Genomic DNA, 19,769 nt, shown 5'->3' with positions numbered 1-19,769 from the left:
CACCCCGTCCAATGTGGCGCCGGCTCCCTTGCCATGATCCGATAGTCTGCTACTCCCGTCGCTCTCCAGCGACCCGCTACGTGATTGTGTCTGCTACAAGTTCAGATCATCAATGGCGACAGCTTCAGTTAGAACTCGAGAGGAACAACGTGGCAAAGATCCAGCCCGAACCCGTCCGCGATCCCAAGGCCGATCATCTTCTGACCCCGCAAAACTGCGTGCTGGTCCTGATCGATTATCAGCCCGAGCAATATTCGTCCGTGACGTCGTCCTCGCGTGAGGAGATCACCCTCAATGCGGTTGCGCTGTGCAAACTCGCGCGAGCCTACGATATCCCAGTCGTGCTCTCGACGGTCGCAGTGGCGATGGGCGTGAACGAAGGCACGATTCCGGCGATCCGAGAGGCGCTGCCGGGCGTGGAAGAGATCGACCGCACGGGCGTCAATGCCTGGGAGGACGAGGACTTCCGCAAGGCCGTCCAGGACACGGGGCGGCGCAAGGTGGTTATCGGCGCGCTCTGGACCGAGGTCTGCCTGGCCTTTCCGACCCTCGACATGCTGGCTGAAGGCTATGAGGTCTATCCGGTTGCCGATGCCGTGGGCGGCATCTCGCCGGCCGCGCATGAGCGCGCGTTTGACCGAATGATTCAGGCGGGGGCATGGCCCATTACTGCGATCTCCTTCGGGTGCGAGATCATGCGCAACTGGGCGCGGGAAGATTCCGACAAGCTGCGACAGGTCATGAGGTGGTATTTCCCAAGTCACCGCCGTCTGCACCAATCAGCCTAACGGATGCGCATGGCAAGGTAGCGCTCGCCTGAGATGAAGGATGAGCAAGCCCCGCGTTGGGACTCCTAGGGGCTTTGGGGGCGGAGTTACAGGCCACGCCATCTCGGCACTCCTCGCCGCCGCGGCCGTTTGCCGGACGACCTGAGCACGCTGCGAAGCCCTTTGTTCAGCTTCTCAAGTCGAACTCGGTGCGCAGCCGGTCCGCGATGGTTTCGATCATCTCGGCCCGCCCCGCATCCAGCTGTCCGTCCGTCATGATCGCTACCTTCCAGGTGTCCTGAGAGGGCACGACCGAGATGGCGATATCCGTCGGCAACTCGCAGATATCTTCCATCTCCAGCCTAATCGCGGCTTCGAGTTCTTCGCGCGTTTTCGCCGGTTTCTTCAAGCTGATTCTTTCACCGCCCGGAACGGGACCACCGCCTTTGGCTATCCGCGCGAGCGCATGTTTTTGAACAGCGGGCCTTCGAGCCTTTGGCTATCCGCTACAGGCGCCGTACTCAAACGGCGGGCTGTGGTCCAGCGAGTCAAAGATGTCGTCGCGTTATCGTTCCGTCCGCTCGGCGCCTTCGCCCAAACGGTCAGCCGGGCTGCCTCGACTCGAGCAAGCCGGCGTTGCCGGAACGATGTCGGGCGCGGCGCGTCGATCCGCTGAGCAACCTGAACGGAACAGCGAGTGCCGAGGCTCCTTAAACTCCCCGCGGATCATGGCGGACGTATGTCTCGGCGCAACCATGACCGGCCTGTACACTCTGGACTGGGGTCGCCATCGCCTTCATGTGAGGTCCAACCGTCCGAGCCTCGCCAGCGGACAGGCCCCTGCGACACTGCAGATAGGATTCAGTAGGATCGAGCGAGACTGCCCCAGGTTGCTCCCAATCATGGGACGAGATCTCGCATGGCCTAAGAAGTACGCGAAACAGGAAATCTGATCGGCAGCGACAAGGTCGAAGGGACCGCGGTCTATGGTGCCGACAGTCAGCGCATCGGCTCGATCGAACGGGTGATGATCGACAAGATCAGCGGCAAAGTCGCTAATGCGGTGCTGGGCTTTGGCCGCTTCTTCGGAATCGGTGACGACCATTACTCGCTTCCGTGGCAATCGCTGAAATACGACACCAACCTTGGCGGCTACTAGCCCGGCCTCGCGATGCCCGTTCGAGATCGTCGCCGCGATGAGCTCGGAATCGTCATTCCGATTTCGATCAGGACGTCCGCCCACCGGAACTGACGATTGATACCCCACCAGTGCGGCTCCGGACCGCTGATCACGCATCAGCCGCCAGATGTCGACGTTGGCACTCTCGTAGAGAATTCCTTCCATCATGCAGATCAACCGAGATCGCCCGCCCGAGCAACTGGCTGCGCTCATTACCCGGCATACTGGCGCGCGGGCTATGCAAGCGGACCACCGGTTAATATCACTCCATCCACCACATGGCTGTGACCGATAGAACCGCTCAGGCGTATCAGTGCAGTGTCCGCTTCAACGGCGGCCAGCCAGTACGCCGCATACCCTCGCGGATAGCGCGCATGACCAGCGCGTACGTTTCAGTCTCCGTCATCATCTCCACCTCGCCGTTGGCGAGAATACGAAAGCCGGCGCGCGGTTCACTCTCAAGCAACATCGGCAACGTCATCTTCTTCTTTGCCATCAGTCTTCACTCCCTTGCTCACGAGGCCTGCAGAGGCGATCTGAGCCGCAGTCCAAGCCGGATCGGCAATCTCTTCGAGTGCGACGCGCACGGCGTCGTTCATAAGTTCGTAGCATTCGGCCTGCGGACGCAATGCAAGCAAATAGGCAGTCTCGCCTGGCAGGTTGAGCAGACGATTGCGCATGCCCAAGAGAGTTTGCTCGAGACAGCGGCAAATTAAGTCAAGCTGCACAACCTCGCCTGCCTCAATGGCGTCCTGGCGCTCCTCGCGGCGACGTTTCGCGGCGACAAGGCGCGTGCGCTCCTCGGTAAGATTATTGCCCGCTGCACCTCCGCGACCGGCGGCGACAGACCGCAGGTGCGCCAAAACCTCTCGACGGACCTGGTCGAGAACATATCTGCCGGAGGGCTGCCGGGTGATCACGCCCTCGGCGAGGTATTGATCGAACTGAGACCGCGAGCAACAGATGTGAGCTGCCGCTTGAGCTATCGTAGCCATTTTCCTACTGACCCCTAATTTTGTACCATACCGTACAAATATGTCATGCACAAGTGTGACCCGCAGTAGCTTGGGCCTGGGAAGGACCCGATCGAGACAATTTTCATGCAGCGAGCCTTCTCCCAGCGGAGATGCTTCTCGATCAGCATCTGCAGACTGCTCGCCGTCAGCTCGGTGATCACCGGCTGGGTCGGCGCCTTCATCAGTTCGTCGGGTCGAGCAGTTGCGTTCGCCGACGCGGACGTCAGAAGATGGAGAGCCCATGGCTCTTTTTCGTCAATCCGAACAGGAACACCGTTTGCGTTGCGCATCGGGGGTTCAGGGCTGTTGTCTTTTGCGAGAACGGTGTCGATGAATGTGACCGTCGGCAACAATTCCTCATTTGCGTACGGAAGCGGGCGAACAATACGCGCATCGGTCGCCGCTTCCGCAGCAACTTTTCGCGCCTGGATCTTTCGCTCAGCGAGTTCGTTGTTCATGCGCGCCTTGACTGTGCGCACGCTCACGCCGGCCGCCTTTGCCACGGACGCAGCAAACTCGTCGAGCTCGTTCAGCTCGAGCTTGGCTTGGGCGAGGATCGCCATCGCGTGATCCACCATCCCAGCAGCGGTTCCGGCGGTGATGGTCGCCTTTGCTGATGCCAGATCGTAACGCAGGGAATAGAACGAACGACCATGAGCAAATGAATGGATCACGAGATCGCCCTCGCGTCCTAGCATGACCATGGCTTTGCAGCGACCGTACGACACACCCTCCAGCGGATCGGCAAGCGTTTCATTCACGTAATGCTCCGGCGTCGCCAGGACGGCGCCGACGGTGACGCTACCAAGGCGATCAAACTCCAACTCAATGTCCGGATAGAGCACGCCCTGGTGCCGCGCTTTAATCAGACGCAACGCGGTAGCGATCGGCGTGCCTGACCGAGCTGAGACGGCCTTGGCGAGATCTTGGTCGTGCTTGTTCGCGACCTCGGCGGCAGCTTTGCTCAAAGCTCGCTTGCTTTCATCCTTTGCCAAGTTGATCCGGTGCCGGTCGTATTCGGTCGGCGCCGGCACGACGCGAGTGGAGTCAACCGTTTGGCCGTCAAAGACGCGGGGCTCTCGCTTCGAAGAGTTCTGGACAAGCGGCGGGATGAGCAAGGGGGCACCTTCGAAGCACAAACGCTCGCCAAAGCCCACCATGCGATCCACGATGCTCCGCTCGAGCAAGGTGCCCGCACGGCTGATCATGTGCCAGCCGAATCCATTCAACCAGCATCGATCGTGCAGATCGTTCAAGAAGCGCTCGATGTCGCCACCGTCAGCGACGAGCAAGTAGTGATGTTCGCCATCCGAGCCGGGGATCAGCTCACCGGTGTCGCCACGAGCCAATCCAGCGCTTGTGCTGGAGCGGCTGACGCGGGCGGCGCGCGCGAGACCAGGAGCGATCTTAAGCAGACACTCCCACATGCCGCCGCTGGCATCGATCTCGGCTTTGACTTCCGAAGGCATGCCCTTGGAGTCAAAATCAATCAGAACCCAAGACGGTACCCCCGACCGATAGTCGATGAAGTCGCGGGTCCGGGCAATGCAACCGGGGCTCTCGTTGATGCGGCCTTTCGTAACGATATGAACGGGAGCGACGATGTTCTTCGCGATCGAGCCGAGCGCGATCGCTTGATTGGGACGACAACCGCCCTATCCCGCAGTCGAGCAGGAACGAAAACGTGTCGTCGTAGAAATTCGGCGCCCGTGTCGAATCCAACTCCGACCCGTGCGGCACCAGGATCACCATGCCCTGCCGAGTCCTGGTTAGGAGCACGCGATACGCGTTAGCCAAGTAAGCCGCTCGAGTGGGATCTTGGACGCGCTCCCACCGAGGACCGCGAAAGTAATACGGCTTCCACGCACCGCTTTCGCGTCGGAATTTGCATCCCAACACATTCCGACCCAGTCGAGCGTCGAGCCCTGAACATCAAACTCGGTAGCGACATGCTCGAGCGCGTACGATGAACGCACATCATCCTTGCCATCGAGGAGCCAGGTGGCCGGTCAGTCTTGGCCTTAACAAATATGCCGACTGGCTTGAGACGGATGGCATTGAAAGATGCAACTAGTCCAATGCGCTCTGCCCCCCCGCGCCCGGCTACGAAGCCATGCCCGAGCTGCTTCCAGATCTCGGGTTACGACGAGGGGGTATTGGTCCAGCTTCTTGATCGAGGCCCGCGCGGCTAACGCGTCTCCCTCCTTGCCGCGATCACTTGATGTCGACGAGGCCGGCTCGACGAGCGTGACATCGATCTCATTCTTCTTGGCATCCTCTGCGCTTAGCCATGTCATGGATGTCGGCGACGCTTGCGTGATGTAAACTACCGCCAAATAGGACAACCAAGCTTATTGACGTATGCGCCTAGAAGCGCATTTCCAACGCCCGTCTCGTTGCCCGAAGTCCGGTTGTAGGCGGCGTGGAATCCGACTCTTGCGTCTGGCGACATGTAGCGTCGTGTACCGCCGAGCCACGCGAGCGCGCACGCCGATGCACACCGCGCGTTTGCCGGGACCAGAGTGGAAAATCCCTTCGAGCGGATGAGCTCACCGATCCCAATCCTGGCTAGCAAACTTCCCCCATCACTTCGAAAAGTAACGACAGCCCTAGTTACGTTTGATGTTCTTGCAGCAAACAGATTGTCATCCCCCTTCTCGAGGTCTCCCGAGACCTCAATGAGGTTAGCTCGCCAAGAGGACGGATAATCCTCCTGCCCGACTAGGTTCATTTGGTCGTTTGATCTCGGTGGGTACCGCAATTTTGGTCGGAGCACTTCTCCATTATCTCGACCGCGAGCCTGCTTCGGCTGAGTTGGCGACGTCATATCCTTCGACAGCTACTCGGAGGACGGAAGAACCGACAGCCTCGACATTCCAAGCGACGGCGACTGGCAGACTTGCCGGCTGCATTGCATTTCAAACGCGCTTAAACGAGGGCTTGAGGATCTTCGGTGATGTTGTGCCACCACTGAGGTGGAAGCTTGAGAAGAAGCAGTTCCAAGGGGAGGAATCGTACGAGATTGAGAACTTCCCGGAGGTGGAAACCGGTCTTAGCTGCGACGAGAACGGATTTACCCATATCGGAACGGGACTTTACGAGGACGGTCCCTCTCCGCAGGCCAAGTGGGCCTCCTACGCCAAGGCCATCATCTTCGCAGTGGATTCCGACCAGACGCCGGACGCCGTCCAGAGCATATTCATTCGACTGGAAAAGGATGCCATCGCGGATGGGCAGACCACTGCGTGCCCTAGTGACCCAACGCCGGTTAGCGGGTCTTCAGAGATCACAATCGCGGCGTATAAGGTTGAGTACAAGAAGGCAGTGGGCAAGGGTCTGCGTCGCGCCCATCTTTCTATTCAACCCAGTTTCGACACCCACTTCTCGTACCGGCCGCCCATCGAGACGCAGCCTCGCTTGTCTTGTCAGGCGATCAAAGATGCCCTGGGCGGTGGCGTCAAGAACATCGCAAGGACTACGGGCCTTGCTCACCTAAGGGCCGAGCATTTCCAGACGTACGCCGACGTTGAGACGTCACTTCTCTGCGATTCGAAGGGACGGTTCCTCGGTCTCTGGACGGGACGCGGCAAGCGCGCGGATTCACGTTGGCAGGAGTGGCTGGACACAGTGGCGCGGGCGGTGAAGAGCTCGCCAAGCGCTTTCGCGAAGGCGCGATCGGGAGCTGATGAAGAGTACACCACAGCCACGGTGTGCCGCCCGGAGGACGCTAAATCAGGCCAAGGATCAGAAGAGCTCTCGGGCTCGAGTTATCGCGTCTACTTCAATCGTTGGGACGACGGGGAAGAGGTGTCCGTCGATCCCTAACTGAACCGGGCTAGGGCCTAATGGGGCCCGCTCTTCGCCGAGCGTGCCACACTTAGGCACCCTCAAAATCATAAGAGATTGATTCTAAAGCAATTTTCTAACAATCGCGGAACCGAAGTATTCGCTGGACGCCAGGACCACACGGTTTTGCCGTACGCGCGGCCCGCCATTTCGCCGCAGTATTCCCGGCCCTGTCGACGGAGCCGGAAACTTACTGGCGAGACGAACCTGACAGCGCCGCTCGTCCGCACGCGGCCGCGAGCTCACAGGGACTACCCGCCCTGCCCGCACCTCTCATGCCGACGCTGCCGCGTCCACCGCAAGCCCGGCTCGCGTATCGTGACGACGTACGATCGCCCCTCAAGGATGAGCCGGGATAGGCGAGAGATACGCTAAAACCGAATTTCGGTAAAGCGAAATATTTTCGCGCGGACGGATTGACAGCCCGGCGGGTGTTTTGGCCGCCGGCCAAGGACGCGGGCCTATCGCCCGGATGCAGCGAAGTGCAATCCGGCCACGGCCGACCACGCATCAATAGCGCGGATCACCCCAGACGCGCGGGTCCTGGCGATAGGCGGGAGTCCAGCCGCCGGCATAGGGCTGCCGGTAACCACCGCCGTAATACGTGTGACCACCATAATAGCCCGGACTGCGATCATAGTAGTACTGGTTCTCGTAATAGTCGCGGCGACGGCTTTCGGCGATCGCTCCGATCGCCAGTCCAGTCGCTGCACCCATGATGGCAAGGGCGGCCCCGTTCGGTCCGCGGCGATAGTAACGGCGCCTGGCGGCGCTGAAATCGGTGGCGTCGGACGCGGCCTGGCCCGCGACGGCCGCCTTGACGAGCGTTCCCGACGAGGCCGCGGTGGACGGCGATGCGGCAGCCGCGACCAGGGCGAGGCTTGCGAACGCGGCCATCAGCGTGCTGCGGCCGGACGCGAAAATCATGGGTCTAACACTCATTTTGACGGTCCTCTGTTCTCGCCCAAAGAGACATAAGTAAACAGTCTACAACGCGCAAAGCACTGAAATGGTTTCATGATCGCGGCAATCTGCCACGTTTGAACGATTGTAAACCGAACGACCTGATGCACCTTGCGCCATTCAACATGAGCGGATAATGAACAGCCGCGCCGTTTTGCGGTCGCCGTAAGCGTTTACGTGAACCAACGCATCAACCGACGCCGTCGGGATCGATGCCATTTTTCAGGGTTCACCGTGACTGACGCGTCCTACTCCCCAAGAGAAATCAGATGATTGCGGTTCGCAAACTGCCGGCGCGCTATGCGCCGATCGTGATGCCATTCGTGCTGTCCATCCTCATGACGGCGGTGGTGTCGGTCATTTCGACGCTGCGCAGCCTCGGCGCAACGCCGGCGTTCCTGGCCACCTGGCCCGGCGCCTGGGCGCTGTCATGGCTCGTCGCGTTTCCGACGCTGCTGATGGTGCTGCCGCTGGTCCGCCGGATCGTGGCCTGCCTCGTCGCTCCACCATCTCAGCCAGGCCGATAAAAGGCGCCTACGTCAGCGCGCCCAGCACGCCGCGCGTCGCCTTATCGATCTCCTCGACATAGCGGCGGCGGACGAAGGTCTCGGTGAGGAAGCCGACCACCTTGCGGCTGTCGGTGGAATCGACCACCGCCAGCATCTCGGCCTCGGCTTCGTCGAACACCGCCATCGCCGACTTCACGTTCATTTCCGGGATCAGCACGATCTCGGTCAGGCGTGCGAGCTCGATCACCTGGATGTCGTCGGCGATGGTGTCGAGATCGCCGGAGAACAGGTCCGGCAGCAGGACGAGGCCGACATATTCATCGGCATTGTTGACGATGACGATTCCGGGCCGCGAGCCCAGCGCGAATTCGCGGCGGGCCGCGGCGATCGTCGTCGTCGACGGCACCTTGCCGACGTCCGAGCGCATCAGCCGCTCGACGGTGAGGTTGCGCAGCCAGCCGACGTCGTTGGCACTGCGGATGGTCTCGCCGCGCAGATGCAGGCGCCAGGTCGAGAACGAGTGGCCGAACATGAAACGGACGCAGATCGAGGTGACGATGCAGCCGGCCAGCACCACCGCGGTGACGTCGACATTGCGGGTCATCTCGAGCACGAGGAACGACATGGTCAGGGGACCGCCGACGATGGCAACGCCGAGCGTCGCCATGCCTGTCAGCATCGCCACCAGCGGGTCGATCACGAAGTTCGGGCTGATCAAGAGCAACACCGCGGCAAAAAACTTTCCGATCAGACTGCCCACGAACAGCGAGGCGAAGAACAGCCCGCCGCGGAAGCCCGACGCAAGCGAGATCAGGCAGGCCGTCACCTTCAGGGCAATGATCAGCGCAATCAGGCCGATCGTCATGTCGTGAAACAGATCGAGCACCATGGCGCCGTGGCCAGCCGCCAGCACCTGCGGCGTGAGAATCGCAAAGCCACCGACGATGAGGCCTCCGATCACCGGGCGCAGCCAGACCGGTAGCCATTTGAACAGGCGTTCGAACGTCGAGGACGAGCGCATCACCGCGATGCCGACGCCGCTGGTGACGAGCGCGAGCCCGATCAGTGCGAGATATTGCTCGACGCCGACGGCGCTGACCTTGGGAATTTCGAGGGAGTACGGCGCGCCGCCGAGCCATTGCGCGGTCAGCGCGCCGGCCAGCGAAGCCGCCAGGATCGGGGCGGCGCTGCTGACCGAATAGACGCCGACGATCAGCTCGCAGGCATAGAAGGCCCCGGTGATCGGCGCGCCGAACGCCGCCGCGATCGCAGCGGCGGCGCCGCAACCGACCATCAGGCGCAGATCGTTACGGCGGAGATTGAAGAACTTGCCGAACAGCGAGGCGATGCCGGAGCCGATCTGGGTATAGCCGGCCTCGAGGCCGACCGAGGCGCCGCAGCCGTTCGAGATCAGTGTCTGGCTCGACACCACCACGCTGTCGCGCATCGACAGATTGCCGCCACGCAGCGCGTTCGCCTCGATCGGATCGACCGCGTTGGAGATCTTCAGCCGCCGCCGCCACCACTCCATGATACCGAGCGCCAACCCGCCCAGCGCGGGCGCGATCAGCGCGGCCCAGGGACTGACGTGCGTATTGGCCGACAGGCGGACGTCAATGGGAATGCCGTAGATCACCACATGGGCGATCTGCGCGATCTCCGCCATCAGCGTCACGATCGCGCCGGCCAGCGTGCCGATCACCAGCGCCAGCGGGATCAAATAGAATTCGTTGCTGCGCAGCAGCGCCCGCAGCCGAACCATGGTGCGGTTTGTCCCCTTGCGATCGACGAGGTGTCTGATCCGCACGAACACCCGCCTACCCTTCCGACATGCCGTAGCCGGACATGCGCTGGCGAACCCGTTCGATCTCGTCGCTCGAGAGCAGCGGCGGTGTCCCGATCTGGAGACAGCCGTGATATTGTTTTGCCAGCGTCTCGACCTCGACGGCAAGCCACATCGCCTTCTCCAAGGTCTTGCCGACCGCGATCATGCCGTGATGGTCGAGCAGGCAGGCGAGCCGGCCCTCCAGCGCCCGCACCGCATGCTCAGAAAGCTCCGCTGTTCCAAAGGTGGCATAGGGCGCGCAGCGGATGCTGTCGCCGCCGGCTGCCGCGATCATGTAGTGCACGGGGGGGATCTCCCTGCCCATGATCGCCAGAATGGTGCAGTAGGTCGGATGGGCGTGCACCACGGCGTCGACGTCGGGCCGCGCCTTCAGGATGTCCAGATGAAAGCGCCACTCGCTGGACGGCTTCTGGCTGGGGGCATGCGAGCCGTCCATCGCCATGAAGACGATCTGGTCGGGCGTCATGGCGTCATAGGGCACGCTGGTCGGCGTGATCAGAAGCCCGTCCACATGCCGGACGCTGATATTGCCCGAGGTGCCCTGGTTGATGCCGAGCGCATTCATGCGGCGGCAGGCGTCGATGATGGCCTGTCTTTTGGCGAGTTCGTCCGCGGTCACCGACATCCCGATTTCATCTCGATTTCTTGCGATGGACGTTTGTTAGACCGGGAGTACGTCAAAGCAATGTGGCAGTGCAAGCGAAAGCGGCCGGATCAAGGCCCGTCTTGCCGACGGCGGGCGACTTCACCGCACGGGGCGGCGAGCCGAAGGGCAATTCGGTGCGGCAATCCCTGCTCGGTCTGGCTTGATACCCCCGGGCAGCCAAAGCGCGCGGCCTGACCAGGCGTGAAAACTGACGGGCCTCGCAAAATGGGAACCTTTGGCTTCGCCGCGTCTTGATCGCGCGAGGATAGAGGAAGGAGGGGCCTTCCCGTTCACCTCGACAGGAGGATTTATGGCCAAGAAAACGAAGAAACGCGCAACCAAGAAGTCATCGACGCGCCGCGCCCGTCAGGCGCCAAAGATGTTGAGCGACCTGTTCCTGGAGACGCTCAAGGACATCTATTTCGCCGAGAACAAGATCATCAAGACCTTGCCCAAGATGGCCAAGGCGGCCAACTCCAAGGATCTCGCAGCCGCCTTCAACAAGCACCTGCGCGAGACGCAGGGTCAGGTCAAACGTCTGGACCAGATCTTCAAGATGCTGGGCAAGCCGGCGCGCGGCAAGCCCTGCGAGGCGATCAACGGCATCACCGACGAGGGCGCCGAGATCATGAAGGAGTTCAAGAACGCGCCTGCCCTCGACGCCGGCTTGCTCGCAGCCGCGCAGGCGGTCGAGCACTACGAAATCTCCCGTTACGGCACGTTACGTACCTGGGCCGAGGAGCTCGGCATGCAGGACGCCGCAAGGCTGCTCCAGGACACGCTGGACGAGGAAGAGGCGACCGACCACGCTTTGACCGAGCTCGCCACCTCCGTCATCAACCTCGAGGCGGAAGAAGAATATCGCCAAGCGGCCTGAGCCGGATATCGTCTGATAACGGACGCCGCGGCAGGGCCGCGGCGTTGCTTTTCGCGGATCGCACGATGGCGCATGGCACGTGCGCGCCGCTGGACTGGATTTCCCCGGAACCAGCCCCATATGCTGGCTTTCCCACCGCCGAGCCCGCATCATGCAACCCAAAAATCCCTTCGACTGGATGCTGTCCGAAGCCCTGGACCAACTGACCCGCGGCGAACGCATGCGCCAGCAGTTCGGCCGCCAGGAAGCCTGCTGGGAGCCGCCGATCGACGTGCTCGAGACCGAGCATGAGCTTCTGATCCTGGTCGCGCTTCCGGGCGTCAACCCTGACAATGTCGAGACGGTGATCCTTGACGGCGTGCTCGTCATCTCCGGCCACCGCACGCTTCCGCCGGAGCTTCGCAACGCCCGCATCCACCGGCTCGAGCTGCCGCAGGGACGTTTTGAGCGCCGCATTGCATTGCCCCTTGGCCGCTACGCCATCAGCCGCTTCGTGATGGACGGCTGCGTCGCACTGCGCCTCGCCAAATCCTGAGGTCGATCATGGCCCCCGAACAGATGAATAACGAACAGACGAATTCCCAAAACGGTCCTGACGTGAAGATTCCCGAAGACGCACTGATCATCATCCCCGTGCGCGAGATGGTGCTGTTTCCCGGCGCCATTGCGCCGATCGCGATCGGCCGGGCGAAGTCCATCGCCGCCGCGCAGCAGGCACTGCGCGAGCAGCGGCCGGTCGGCATCGTCCTGCAACGCAGCCCCGAGATCGAGGAGCCCGGGCCTGACGATCTCTACCGGGTCGCGACCATCGCCAACATCGTGCGCTACATCACCGCACCCGACGGCACCCACCACATCGTCTGCCAGGGCGTACAGCGCGCGCGCATCCTCGACTTTCTGCCGGGGACGCCGTTCCCATCTGCGCGCTTCCAGCAGATTCCGGAGCCGACCACGAGCTCGCCCGAGATCGAGGCGCACGCGCTGAACCTGCAGCGCCAGGCCATCGAGGCGATCGAGCTGCTGCCGCAGGCGCCGCCCGAGCTGGTCGCGATGTTCCAGAGCACCACCGCACCCGGTGCGCTGGCCGATCTGGCGACCTCGTTCATGGACATCAAACCTCAGGACAAGCAGGAGGTGCTGGAGACCATCGATCTCGCCCTGCGCGTCGAGAAGGTGTCGAAGCATCTGGCCGAGCGGCTGGAGGTGCTGCGCATCAGCAACGAGATCGGCCAGAAGACTCGCGCCAGCTTCGACGAGCGGCAGCGCGAGGCGATCCTGCGCGAGCAGATGGCGACGATCCAGCGCCAGCTCGGCGAAGGCGACGGCAAGGCGGCCGAGGTCGCCGAGCTGACGGCCGCCATCGCCAAGGCCGACATGCCGCCCGAGGCGGACGCGCACGCCAGGAAGGAGCTGCGCCGCTACGAGCGCATGCCCGAGGCTGCCGGCGAAGCCGGCATGGTCCGCACTTATCTGGACTGGCTGATCGAGCTGCCCTGGGCACTGCCCGCGGAGAAGCCGATCGACATCAAGGAGGCGCGCCGCATCCTCGACGCCGATCATTTCGGCCTGGAGAAAATCAAGAGCCGGATCATCGAATATCTGGCGGTGCGCAAGCTGGCCCCGCAGGGCAAGGCGCCGATCCTGTGCTTCGTCGGTCCGCCCGGCGTCGGCAAGACCTCGCTCGGCCAGTCCATCGCACGCGCGATGGATCGCCCCTTCGTGCGCGTCAGCTTAGGGGGCGTGCATGACGAGGCCGAGATCCGCGGCCACCGGCGCACCTATATCGGCGCGCTGCCGGGCAACATCATCCAGGGCATCAAGAAGGCGGGCGCGAGGAACTGCGTCATGATGCTGGACGAGATCGACAAGATGGGCCGCGGCGTGCAGGGCGATCCTTCCGCTGCGATGCTGGAGGTGCTCGACCCCGAGCAGAACGGGACGTTCCGGGACAATTATCTGGGCGTGCCGTTCGACCTGTCGCGCGTGGTGTTCATCGCGACCGCCAACATGCTGGACCAGATTCCGGGTCCGCTGCTGGACCGCATGGAGCTGATCAGCCTCGCCGGCTACACCGAAGAGGAGAAGCTTGAGATCGCGAAGCGCTATCTGGTGAGGCGGCAGCTGGAGGCCAACGGCCTCACGCCCGAACAGGCCGAGATCGAGCCGGAGGCGCTGAAGCTGATCGTCAAGGGTTACACCCGCGAGGCCGGCGTGCGTAACCTCGAGCGCGAGATCGGCAAGGTGTTTCGCCATGCCGCGGTGCAGGTCGCCGAAGGCTCGACTGCCAAGGTCGTGGTGAGCCCGAAGGACATCGCCACCGTGCTCGGCCAGCCGCGCTTCGAGGGCGAGATCGCGCAGCGCACCAGCATTCCGGGCGTGGCCACCGGGCTTGCCTGGACGCCGGTCGGCGGCGACATCCTGTTCATCGAGGCCTCGCGCGTATCAGGCAAAGGCGGGATGATCCTGACCGGCCAGCTCGGCGACGTCATGCGCGAGAGCGTGCAGGCGGCGATGACGCTGGTGAAGAGCAAGGCCTCGCAGCTCGGCATCGATCCGCAGTTGTTTGAGAAGAGCGACATCCACGTTCACGTCCCGGCGGGTGCAACCCCGAAGGACGGACCAAGCGCGGGGGTCGCGATGTTCACCGCGCTGACGTCCCTGCTCACCAATCGCACGGTGCGTAGCGATACGGCGATGACCGGCGAGATCTCGCTGCGCGGCCTGGTGCTGCCGGTCGGCGGCATCAAGGAAAAGGTGGTCGCGGCGGCGGCCGCAGGCTTGAAGCGGGTGATGCTGCCGGCGCGCAATAAGCGGGATTATGACGACATCCCGAAGAGCGCGCGGGACAACCTCGAATTCATCTGGCTGGAGCGCGTCGACGAGGCCATCGCCGCAGCGCTCGAGCCGGCGGATGCCAGGGTCGAAGCGGCGGAGTAAGGCGATGAAGAAACTGCTGGAAGACGCGAAAAGATCGCGGAAGACGCAGCGGCTGCGTCGATTGCTCGATCGTGCCATCGACCGGATTCGCGATGCGCTTCCGGCGCCCGGGCCGCGGCTTCAGCCCGTGCCAGTCCGGGTGAAGCGCCGCAAGGGTTGAGCCCTCCGTCTCAAGCCCTCGCGGCAGCCCCAAACAAAAGGTCCCCACCTATCCGAGGGGGCCTTTGCGTTGTTAGCCCACCGCGTCCTTGGCGGCCTTGACCGGACGGGCGCGGACGATCTTCCGGGCCGGCTTGGCCTTGAACATCATCTCTTCACCCGTGAACGGGTTGGTGCCCTTGCGCGCCTTGGTCGCGGGCTTCTTGATGACCACGAACTTGGCGAAGCCCGGCACCAGGAACAGGCCGTTCTTCTTGAGCTCCTTGTGGCCGACGTCGGTCAGCGTCTCCATGACGCTCTTGACGTCGCGCTTGGAAAGCTCGGTGGCGGTCGCAATCTTTTCGATCAGCTGCGATTTGGACATTTGGGTTGGCATCGTGTCTCCTCTGATTCGTTGCCGGTTGCATAGTAGACCAACCGTTGAAGGCACTAGAGCCTTCTGCACAGTTTTGTCGCGATTTTACGGGCTTTTTTGGCCCCCTGTGGCAAAAAACCCTGCTTTTTAGCCACTTCCTGAGCGGAAGGCGCCTCCGGCAGCGGTTTTTGCCTTGTTTCAAAGGCCCGCAAGCAGCCTTGCTAAAGCTGATTCGCTGCTTTCGACAAGCGACGACCGGCCTCTTTGTGCGAGGCCGGTCGCGATTCACCCTAAAAAATAAGGCTAGATCGTCGTGTTGCGGCGTCTCGGCTGCTCTCTCACCCTGTTTTTACGGGGGCGCGACGAGCTTCGCTCGCGCTAGATACGCTCGATGATGATGGCCGGCGCCATGCCGCCGGCGGCGCACATGGTGACGAGACCGCGCCTGAGGTCGCGCCGTTCGAGTTCGTCGAGCACCGTGCCGATCAGGATCGAGCCGGTGGCGCCGATCGGATGACCGAGCGCGATCGAGCCGCCATTGACATTGACCTTGGCGCGATCGAGCTTGAGATCGCGGATATATTTTTCCGCGACCACCGCAAACGCCTCGTTGATCTCGAACAGGTCGATGTCGTCGATGGTCAGTCCGGCCTTGGCCAGCACCTTGCGGGTCGCGGGCACCGGCGCGTTCAGCATCAAGGTCGGCGAGTCCCCCATGTTCGCCATCGCCACCACGCGGGCACGGGCTTTAAGGCCATGCGCCCTGGCGTAGGACGGTGAAGCCAGCAGGATCGCGGCGGCGCCGTCGACGACGCCGGAGGAGTTGCCGGCGTGGTGCATGAAATCGATGTCGAGGTCCGGATATTTTTGCAGAATGAGGCCGCGATAGGTCGTGCCCTTGTCGTCGAGCGCGTAGTCGGCGATCGCGGGGAACGCCGGCTTCAATGCACTCAGCCCCTGCATCGTGGTCTGCGGCCGGGGATACTCGTCGTGGTCGAGCGCGAGGCTGCCGTCCTCGCGATGGACGGGCACAAGGCTCTTCTTGAAGTGGCCGTTTGCGATCGCCTGCGCCGCGCGCTTCTGGCTCTCCAGCCCAAGCGCGTCGACGTCCCCTCGGGTTATGCCTTCCATCGTCGCGATCGCATCGGCGCAGACGCCCTGATGCGACTGCGGATGCTTTGCCCTCAGACGCAGATTGCCGCCGTCCATCATCAGCGGGCCGCCGCCGCGGCGTCCCTCCATCGACATCATCTCGCAGCCGCCGGCGATGACGAGGTCTTCGGAGCCCGCCATGATCGAGGATGCCGCCATGTTGACGCTGGTGATGCCGGAGCCGCAAAAACGATCCAGCGTCACGGCGCTGGCGCGCACGTCGTAGCCGGCATCGAGCGCCGACATCCGGCCGAGATCGCCGCTTTGCGTCGCAACCTGCGCGCTGCAGCCCCAGACGATGTCGTCAACATCAGCAGTATTGATGCCGGTGCGCTCGGCGAGCGCGCCCAGCACGGTCGCGCCCAACTGCTGCGGATGAATGCCCGAGAGAGCTCCCTTGCCAGCCTTGCCGACGCCGCGCGGGGTGCGGCAGGCATCGATGATGAGCGCGTCGGTCATGGGCGTTGTCCTCTTGTTACGAGTGTCAAGTGCGGTTTTGAATCACAGGGCAAGCGGAGTCAATGCGCGGCGTTTACGCCCGCGACCCGGATTTTCCGCTACGCGTAAAATCCGGCCGCGCTACGCCCCCGCCGCGTTCTTCGCGATTACGTTGCGATAGAAGCTCGCGCTGAGCTTCGGCGTACGGACCTGGGTGTCGAAATTAACGTGATAGAGGCCGAAACGCTTGTTCAGCCCGAACACCCACTCGAAATTGTCCATCAGGCTCCAGAGGAAGTAGCCGCGCACCGGCACCCCTTCGGCGGTCGCGCGCTGGAGCTGGGCGAGGTAGTTGCGCAGATACATGATGCGGTCGGTGTCGTAGATCTTGCCATCGGGCGTGACGACGTCGTCGCCGGAGGTGCCGTTCTCGCTGATATAGATCGCATCCGTCTTCCAGATCTTTGCGGCCAGCTTCGGCACCCAGTAGATCGTCTCGGGCCCGACGCGCAGCCAGTCCGAATTCATGTGCGGGAACGATTTCGGGATGGGGAGCGGCATGAAGCCCGCGCCCTGGTCGGAGGCCACCACGTAGTTCTGCGGCGCGTAGATGTTGAGGCCGAGGAAATCGACCGGCGAGGAAATGATCTTCAGCTCCGCGTCGGTGTATTTCGGCGCGTCACGCCCGGCGAATTTCAGGAAGGCGTCGGTGTAGTCGCCCGTCATGATGACGTTGAGATAGCCGGCATTCATCTCGCGCAGCGCGATCTCGGCAGCGCGGACGTTCTCCGGCGTGTCGATCGCGGGCGCGCAGGCATCGATGTTCTCGGCCGGACCAACGCGGGTGCCGCGGCGGCCATGGGCGCGCACCGCCTGCACCGCGAGCCCGTGCGCGAGTGCGCTGTTGTGCCTGATCTGGTTGACCTCGGCTTGCGGCAGCGTCACGCCCGGTGCGTCAATGCCGATGCCATAACCGAAATAGACGAAGCGTCCGCTCTCGTTCAGCGTGAACACGTTCTTCACCCGATCGGTCAGATGCCCGGCGACATAGGCCGCATAGTCACCGAAGATCTTGCCGGTCTCCGTCGAGCGCCAGCCACCAAAACGGTCCTGGAGCGATTGCGGCAGGTCCCAATGATAGAGCGTCAGCCACGGCTCGATGCCGTTCTTGAGGAGCTCGTCGATCAGGCGGTTGTAGAAATCGAGTCCCTTCGGGTTCGGCTTGCCGTCACCGTCCGGAAACAGCCGCGGCCACGCGACCGAGAAGCGGTAGGCCTTGCAGCCGAGCTCCTTGATGAGCGCGATATCCTCCTTGTAGCGGTGATAGTGCTCGTTGGCGCGGTCACCGGTGGTGCCGTCCTCGATTTTGCCGGGGATTCGGACGAACTTGTCCCAGATCGAGGCCCCTCGCCCGTCCTCGTTGACCGCGCCCTCGACCTGATAGGACGAGGTCGCCGTGCCCCAGACGAAGCCCGCCGGGAAGCCGTCCATGCCCCGCTGCGTCTCCGCCGCCTGCAGAGGATGTGCGATCCCGGCCGCGGACAGTCCCGCCAGCGTGGCAAACTGGCGACGCGAGACCTTGTCCGACATTGATACTGCTCCGCTTCTGCGTCATGGCGGCGGCACAATGGCGGCTTGCGGGCGGTTTGAAAAGTGCCGGCGGCCGAACCGCCCGCCGGGTTCGGACCGGTTGTCCGAGTTGCAGCATGCCGCTCTGCCTCCCAAGGGACATGTGATAACGCATTTTCCATATTTTTGCCGATTGACGGCTCGACCTTGTCGGCATGGTCCAGTCTCGACCGTCCTTGGATGGACACATTCGAACCAGGAGCAATGCCCCATGAGGATCACCGTCGAAACCAGCGTCGCAGCCCCGATCGATCAGGTCTGGCGCGCCTATACGACGCCTGCCGACATCATGAAGTGGAACGCCGCGTCCGACGACTGGCATACCACCAAGGCGACGGTCGACCTGCGCGAAGGTGGCGCCTTCTCATCGCGCATGGAGGCCAAGGATGGCAGCATGGGCTTCGACTTCGCCGGCACCTACACGAAGATCGACGAGCACAAGCGGATCGAATATGCGTTCGGCGATCGAAAGGCCGAAGTCGAGTTCGTGCCCGGCCCGAAGGGCATTGTCGTCCGCGTCGCCTTCGACAGCGAGCCGACGCACTCGGTCGAGCAGCAGCAAGGCGGCTGGCAGGCCATCCTCGACAATTTCGCACGGTACGTGGAGGCGAAGAAAACGTCGTGAATGTGAGGAGGAAGAGCGCATGCCTTTGGGAAGCAAGTGGCCACCTGCTCAGCATCCGGCCTCGCTGTCGCGCGCCTTCTTAGTCAATGGCGAACACTTTAGATCAGCAGGTCATGCGGCGCAGGTACAATGGCATGATGCGTTGCATGATTGCCGTGGTTGGCCACGTGTTCGTCCAATGCATGGGGGGAAGTTTTGACGATGACATCGAGGTCCGCATCGTGACCGGGCGGGCCGCGCGAATCGTGGAGCTCTCTAGGCTCGACTCCCGCGACGAGAGGGGAAGGCGTTGCCCCGCCGTCGAAGTGGAACACCAGTTCTCGATGCGCACCGCCAGTCTCGGGCGCTGCCTTAGCCGGCTTTGCGGCATCTGACGGTAAGTCCTGCCCCGAATTGCCATGCTCCGCGAAGGCCGGTTCTGCCGTCCTCGTTGGCCCTGGCGAACCGTCCGAAGCAGGGGAATCATGCTCACCGTCATCGCCGACGCTGTGGGCCGGTATGGAGTTCGCTTCGGCCATCTCGGTGGCCGTCATTGTAGACCCTGACGCATGTTGCGAGTTACCGTGGTCCGCTTTATCCGCCGTTTCGACGCTCTCGGCTGCTTGCGGTGCGTTTGCAGAGCTTGAGTGCCCCGACTTGTCGTGTTTGGCGTCGCCCGGTTCTGCCATGCGCGCTAGCTCTGGCGAACCGTCCGAAGCAGGGGAATCATGCTCATCGTCATCGCCGACGCCATGGCCCGGTAGGGAGTTCGCTTCGGCCATCTCGGTGGCCGGCTTTGCAGACCCTGACGCATGCTGCGAGTAACCGTGGTCCGCTTTATCCGC

At 62.7% G+C, this 19,769-nt stretch carries 18 protein-coding genes and 3 pseudogenes; 9 read left to right on the top strand and 12 right to left on the bottom strand.

Going from position 1 to position 19,769, the window contains the following annotated elements:
- Positions 1-218: 218 nt before the first annotated feature.
- A complete protein-coding gene (locus tag QSV46_RS36670) occupies positions 219-788 on the top strand; it encodes a hydrolase (protein WP_314963344.1) in 570 nt (189 codons plus the stop codon).
- A 166-nt stretch (positions 789-954) separates the two neighbouring features.
- Here the strand turns inward: QSV46_RS36670 and QSV46_RS36665 are convergent, their stop codons facing one another.
- Complete coding sequence (locus QSV46_RS36665; RefSeq protein WP_314963343.1) at positions 955-1,176, bottom strand: hypothetical protein; 222 nt, start codon at positions 1,174-1,176, stop codon at positions 955-957.
- Positions 1,177-1,716: 540 nt separating this feature from the next.
- Between QSV46_RS36665 and QSV46_RS36660 the strand changes: the two are divergent.
- Positions 1,717-1,923, top strand: a pseudogene (locus QSV46_RS36660) (PRC-barrel domain-containing protein); the annotation flags it as partial.
- A gap of 334 nt (positions 1,924-2,257) precedes the next feature.
- On the opposite strand, the gene QSV46_RS36655 reads toward QSV46_RS36660, so the two are convergent.
- From QSV46_RS36655 to QSV46_RS36635, 4 genes and pseudogenes are all read right to left on the bottom strand, one after another.
- Entirely contained in the window at positions 2,258-2,443 is a 186-nt protein-coding gene (locus QSV46_RS36655) for a hypothetical protein (protein ID WP_314963341.1), read from the bottom strand.
- Positions 2,406-2,942: a hypothetical protein gene (locus tag QSV46_RS36650; RefSeq protein WP_314963339.1), complete on the bottom strand. Its 537-nt coding sequence runs from the start codon at positions 2,940-2,942 to the stop codon at positions 2,406-2,408. The genes QSV46_RS36655 and QSV46_RS36650 overlap by 38 nt, the downstream gene beginning before the upstream one ends.
- Positions 2,943-2,956: 14 nt before the next feature.
- Complete coding sequence (locus QSV46_RS36645; protein ID WP_314963337.1) at positions 2,957-4,432, bottom strand: hypothetical protein; 1,476 nt, start codon at positions 4,430-4,432, stop codon at positions 2,957-2,959.
- 300 nt (positions 4,433-4,732) lie between these two features.
- A pseudogene (locus tag QSV46_RS36635) lies at positions 4,733-4,954 on the bottom strand (DNA/RNA helicase domain-containing protein); the annotation flags it as partial.
- A 949-nt stretch (positions 4,955-5,903) separates the two neighbouring features.
- On the opposite strand from QSV46_RS36635, the gene QSV46_RS36630 reads away from it, so the two are divergent.
- Positions 5,904-6,788 (top strand): hypothetical protein, encoded by an 885-nt coding sequence (locus QSV46_RS36630; protein ID WP_314963328.1) that lies wholly within the window; start codon positions 5,904-5,906, stop codon positions 6,786-6,788.
- Positions 6,789-7,319: 531 nt separating this feature from the next.
- Here the strand turns inward: QSV46_RS36630 and QSV46_RS36625 are convergent.
- Positions 7,320-7,736: a hypothetical protein gene (locus tag QSV46_RS36625; RefSeq protein WP_409997256.1), complete on the bottom strand. Its 417-nt coding sequence runs from the start codon at positions 7,734-7,736 to the stop codon at positions 7,320-7,322.
- 305 nt (positions 7,737-8,041) lie between these two features.
- Between QSV46_RS36625 and QSV46_RS36620 the strand changes: the two genes are divergently transcribed.
- Positions 8,042-8,299, top strand: coding sequence for a DUF2798 domain-containing protein (locus tag QSV46_RS36620; protein ID WP_314963323.1), 258 nt, complete (start codon positions 8,042-8,044; stop codon positions 8,297-8,299).
- 7 nt (positions 8,300-8,306) lie between these two features.
- Here QSV46_RS36620 and QSV46_RS36615 read toward each other — a convergent pair whose 3' ends face one another.
- Together QSV46_RS36615 and QSV46_RS36610 are read right to left on the bottom strand one after the other, a co-directional pair.
- Entirely contained in the window at positions 8,307-10,094 is a 1,788-nt protein-coding gene (locus QSV46_RS36615) for a chloride channel protein (RefSeq protein WP_314963320.1), read from the bottom strand.
- 4 nt (positions 10,095-10,098) lie between these two features.
- Positions 10,099-10,752, bottom strand: coding sequence for an L-fuculose-phosphate aldolase (locus QSV46_RS36610; protein WP_314963317.1), 654 nt, complete (start codon positions 10,750-10,752; stop codon positions 10,099-10,101).
- Between the two features lie 331 nt (positions 10,753-11,083).
- On the opposite strand from QSV46_RS36610, the gene QSV46_RS36605 reads away from it, so the two are divergent.
- From QSV46_RS36605 to QSV46_RS36590, 4 genes are all read left to right on the top strand, one after another.
- Positions 11,084-11,650: a ferritin-like domain-containing protein gene (locus QSV46_RS36605; protein WP_314963314.1), complete on the top strand. Its 567-nt coding sequence runs from the start codon at positions 11,084-11,086 to the stop codon at positions 11,648-11,650.
- Positions 11,651-11,801: 151 nt separating this feature from the next.
- Positions 11,802-12,185, top strand: coding sequence for an Hsp20/alpha crystallin family protein (locus QSV46_RS36600; RefSeq protein ID WP_314963312.1), 384 nt, complete (start codon positions 11,802-11,804; stop codon positions 12,183-12,185).
- Positions 12,186-12,193: 8 nt separating this feature from the next.
- Positions 12,194-14,587 carry an endopeptidase La gene (lon, locus tag QSV46_RS36595; protein WP_314963309.1) on the top strand — a complete coding sequence of 798 codons (2,394 nt, stop codon included), beginning with the start codon at positions 12,194-12,196 and terminating at the stop codon, positions 14,585-14,587.
- Between the two features lie 4 nt (positions 14,588-14,591).
- Entirely contained in the window at positions 14,592-14,747 is a 156-nt protein-coding gene (locus QSV46_RS36590) for a hypothetical protein (RefSeq protein ID WP_314963306.1), read from the top strand.
- A gap of 72 nt (positions 14,748-14,819) precedes the next feature.
- On the opposite strand, the gene QSV46_RS36585 is transcribed toward QSV46_RS36590, so the two are convergent.
- The 3 genes from QSV46_RS36585 to QSV46_RS36575 form a co-directional block, all read right to left on the bottom strand.
- Positions 14,820-15,122 carry an HU family DNA-binding protein gene (locus QSV46_RS36585; protein WP_014493658.1) on the bottom strand — a complete coding sequence of 101 codons (303 nt, stop codon included), beginning with the start codon at positions 15,120-15,122 and terminating at the stop codon, positions 14,820-14,822.
- Between the two features lie 357 nt (positions 15,123-15,479).
- Positions 15,480-16,712, bottom strand: coding sequence for an acetyl-CoA C-acetyltransferase (locus QSV46_RS36580; RefSeq protein WP_314963286.1), 1,233 nt, complete (start codon positions 16,710-16,712; stop codon positions 15,480-15,482).
- Positions 16,713-16,832: 120 nt separating this feature from the next.
- Complete coding sequence (locus tag QSV46_RS36575) at positions 16,833-18,281, bottom strand: GH1 family beta-glucosidase (RefSeq protein WP_314963283.1); 1,449 nt, start codon at positions 18,279-18,281, stop codon at positions 16,833-16,835.
- A 250-nt stretch (positions 18,282-18,531) separates the two neighbouring features.
- On the opposite strand from QSV46_RS36575, the gene QSV46_RS36570 reads away from it, so the two are divergent.
- Positions 18,532-18,945, top strand: a complete 414-nt coding sequence (locus QSV46_RS36570) for an SRPBCC family protein (protein WP_314963281.1) — start codon at positions 18,532-18,534, stop codon at positions 18,943-18,945.
- 98 nt (positions 18,946-19,043) lie between these two features.
- On the opposite strand, the pseudogene QSV46_RS36565 reads toward QSV46_RS36570, so the two are convergent.
- Positions 19,044-19,769, bottom strand: a pseudogene (locus tag QSV46_RS36565) (DNA-binding response regulator); the annotation flags it as partial.

Origin of the sequence: Bradyrhizobium cosmicum (assembly GCF_032290525.1) — a bacterium.
GTDB lineage: Bacteria > Pseudomonadota > Alphaproteobacteria > Rhizobiales > Xanthobacteraceae > Bradyrhizobium > Bradyrhizobium cosmicum_A.
This window is presented reverse-complemented; position numbering and strand designations above follow the sequence as displayed.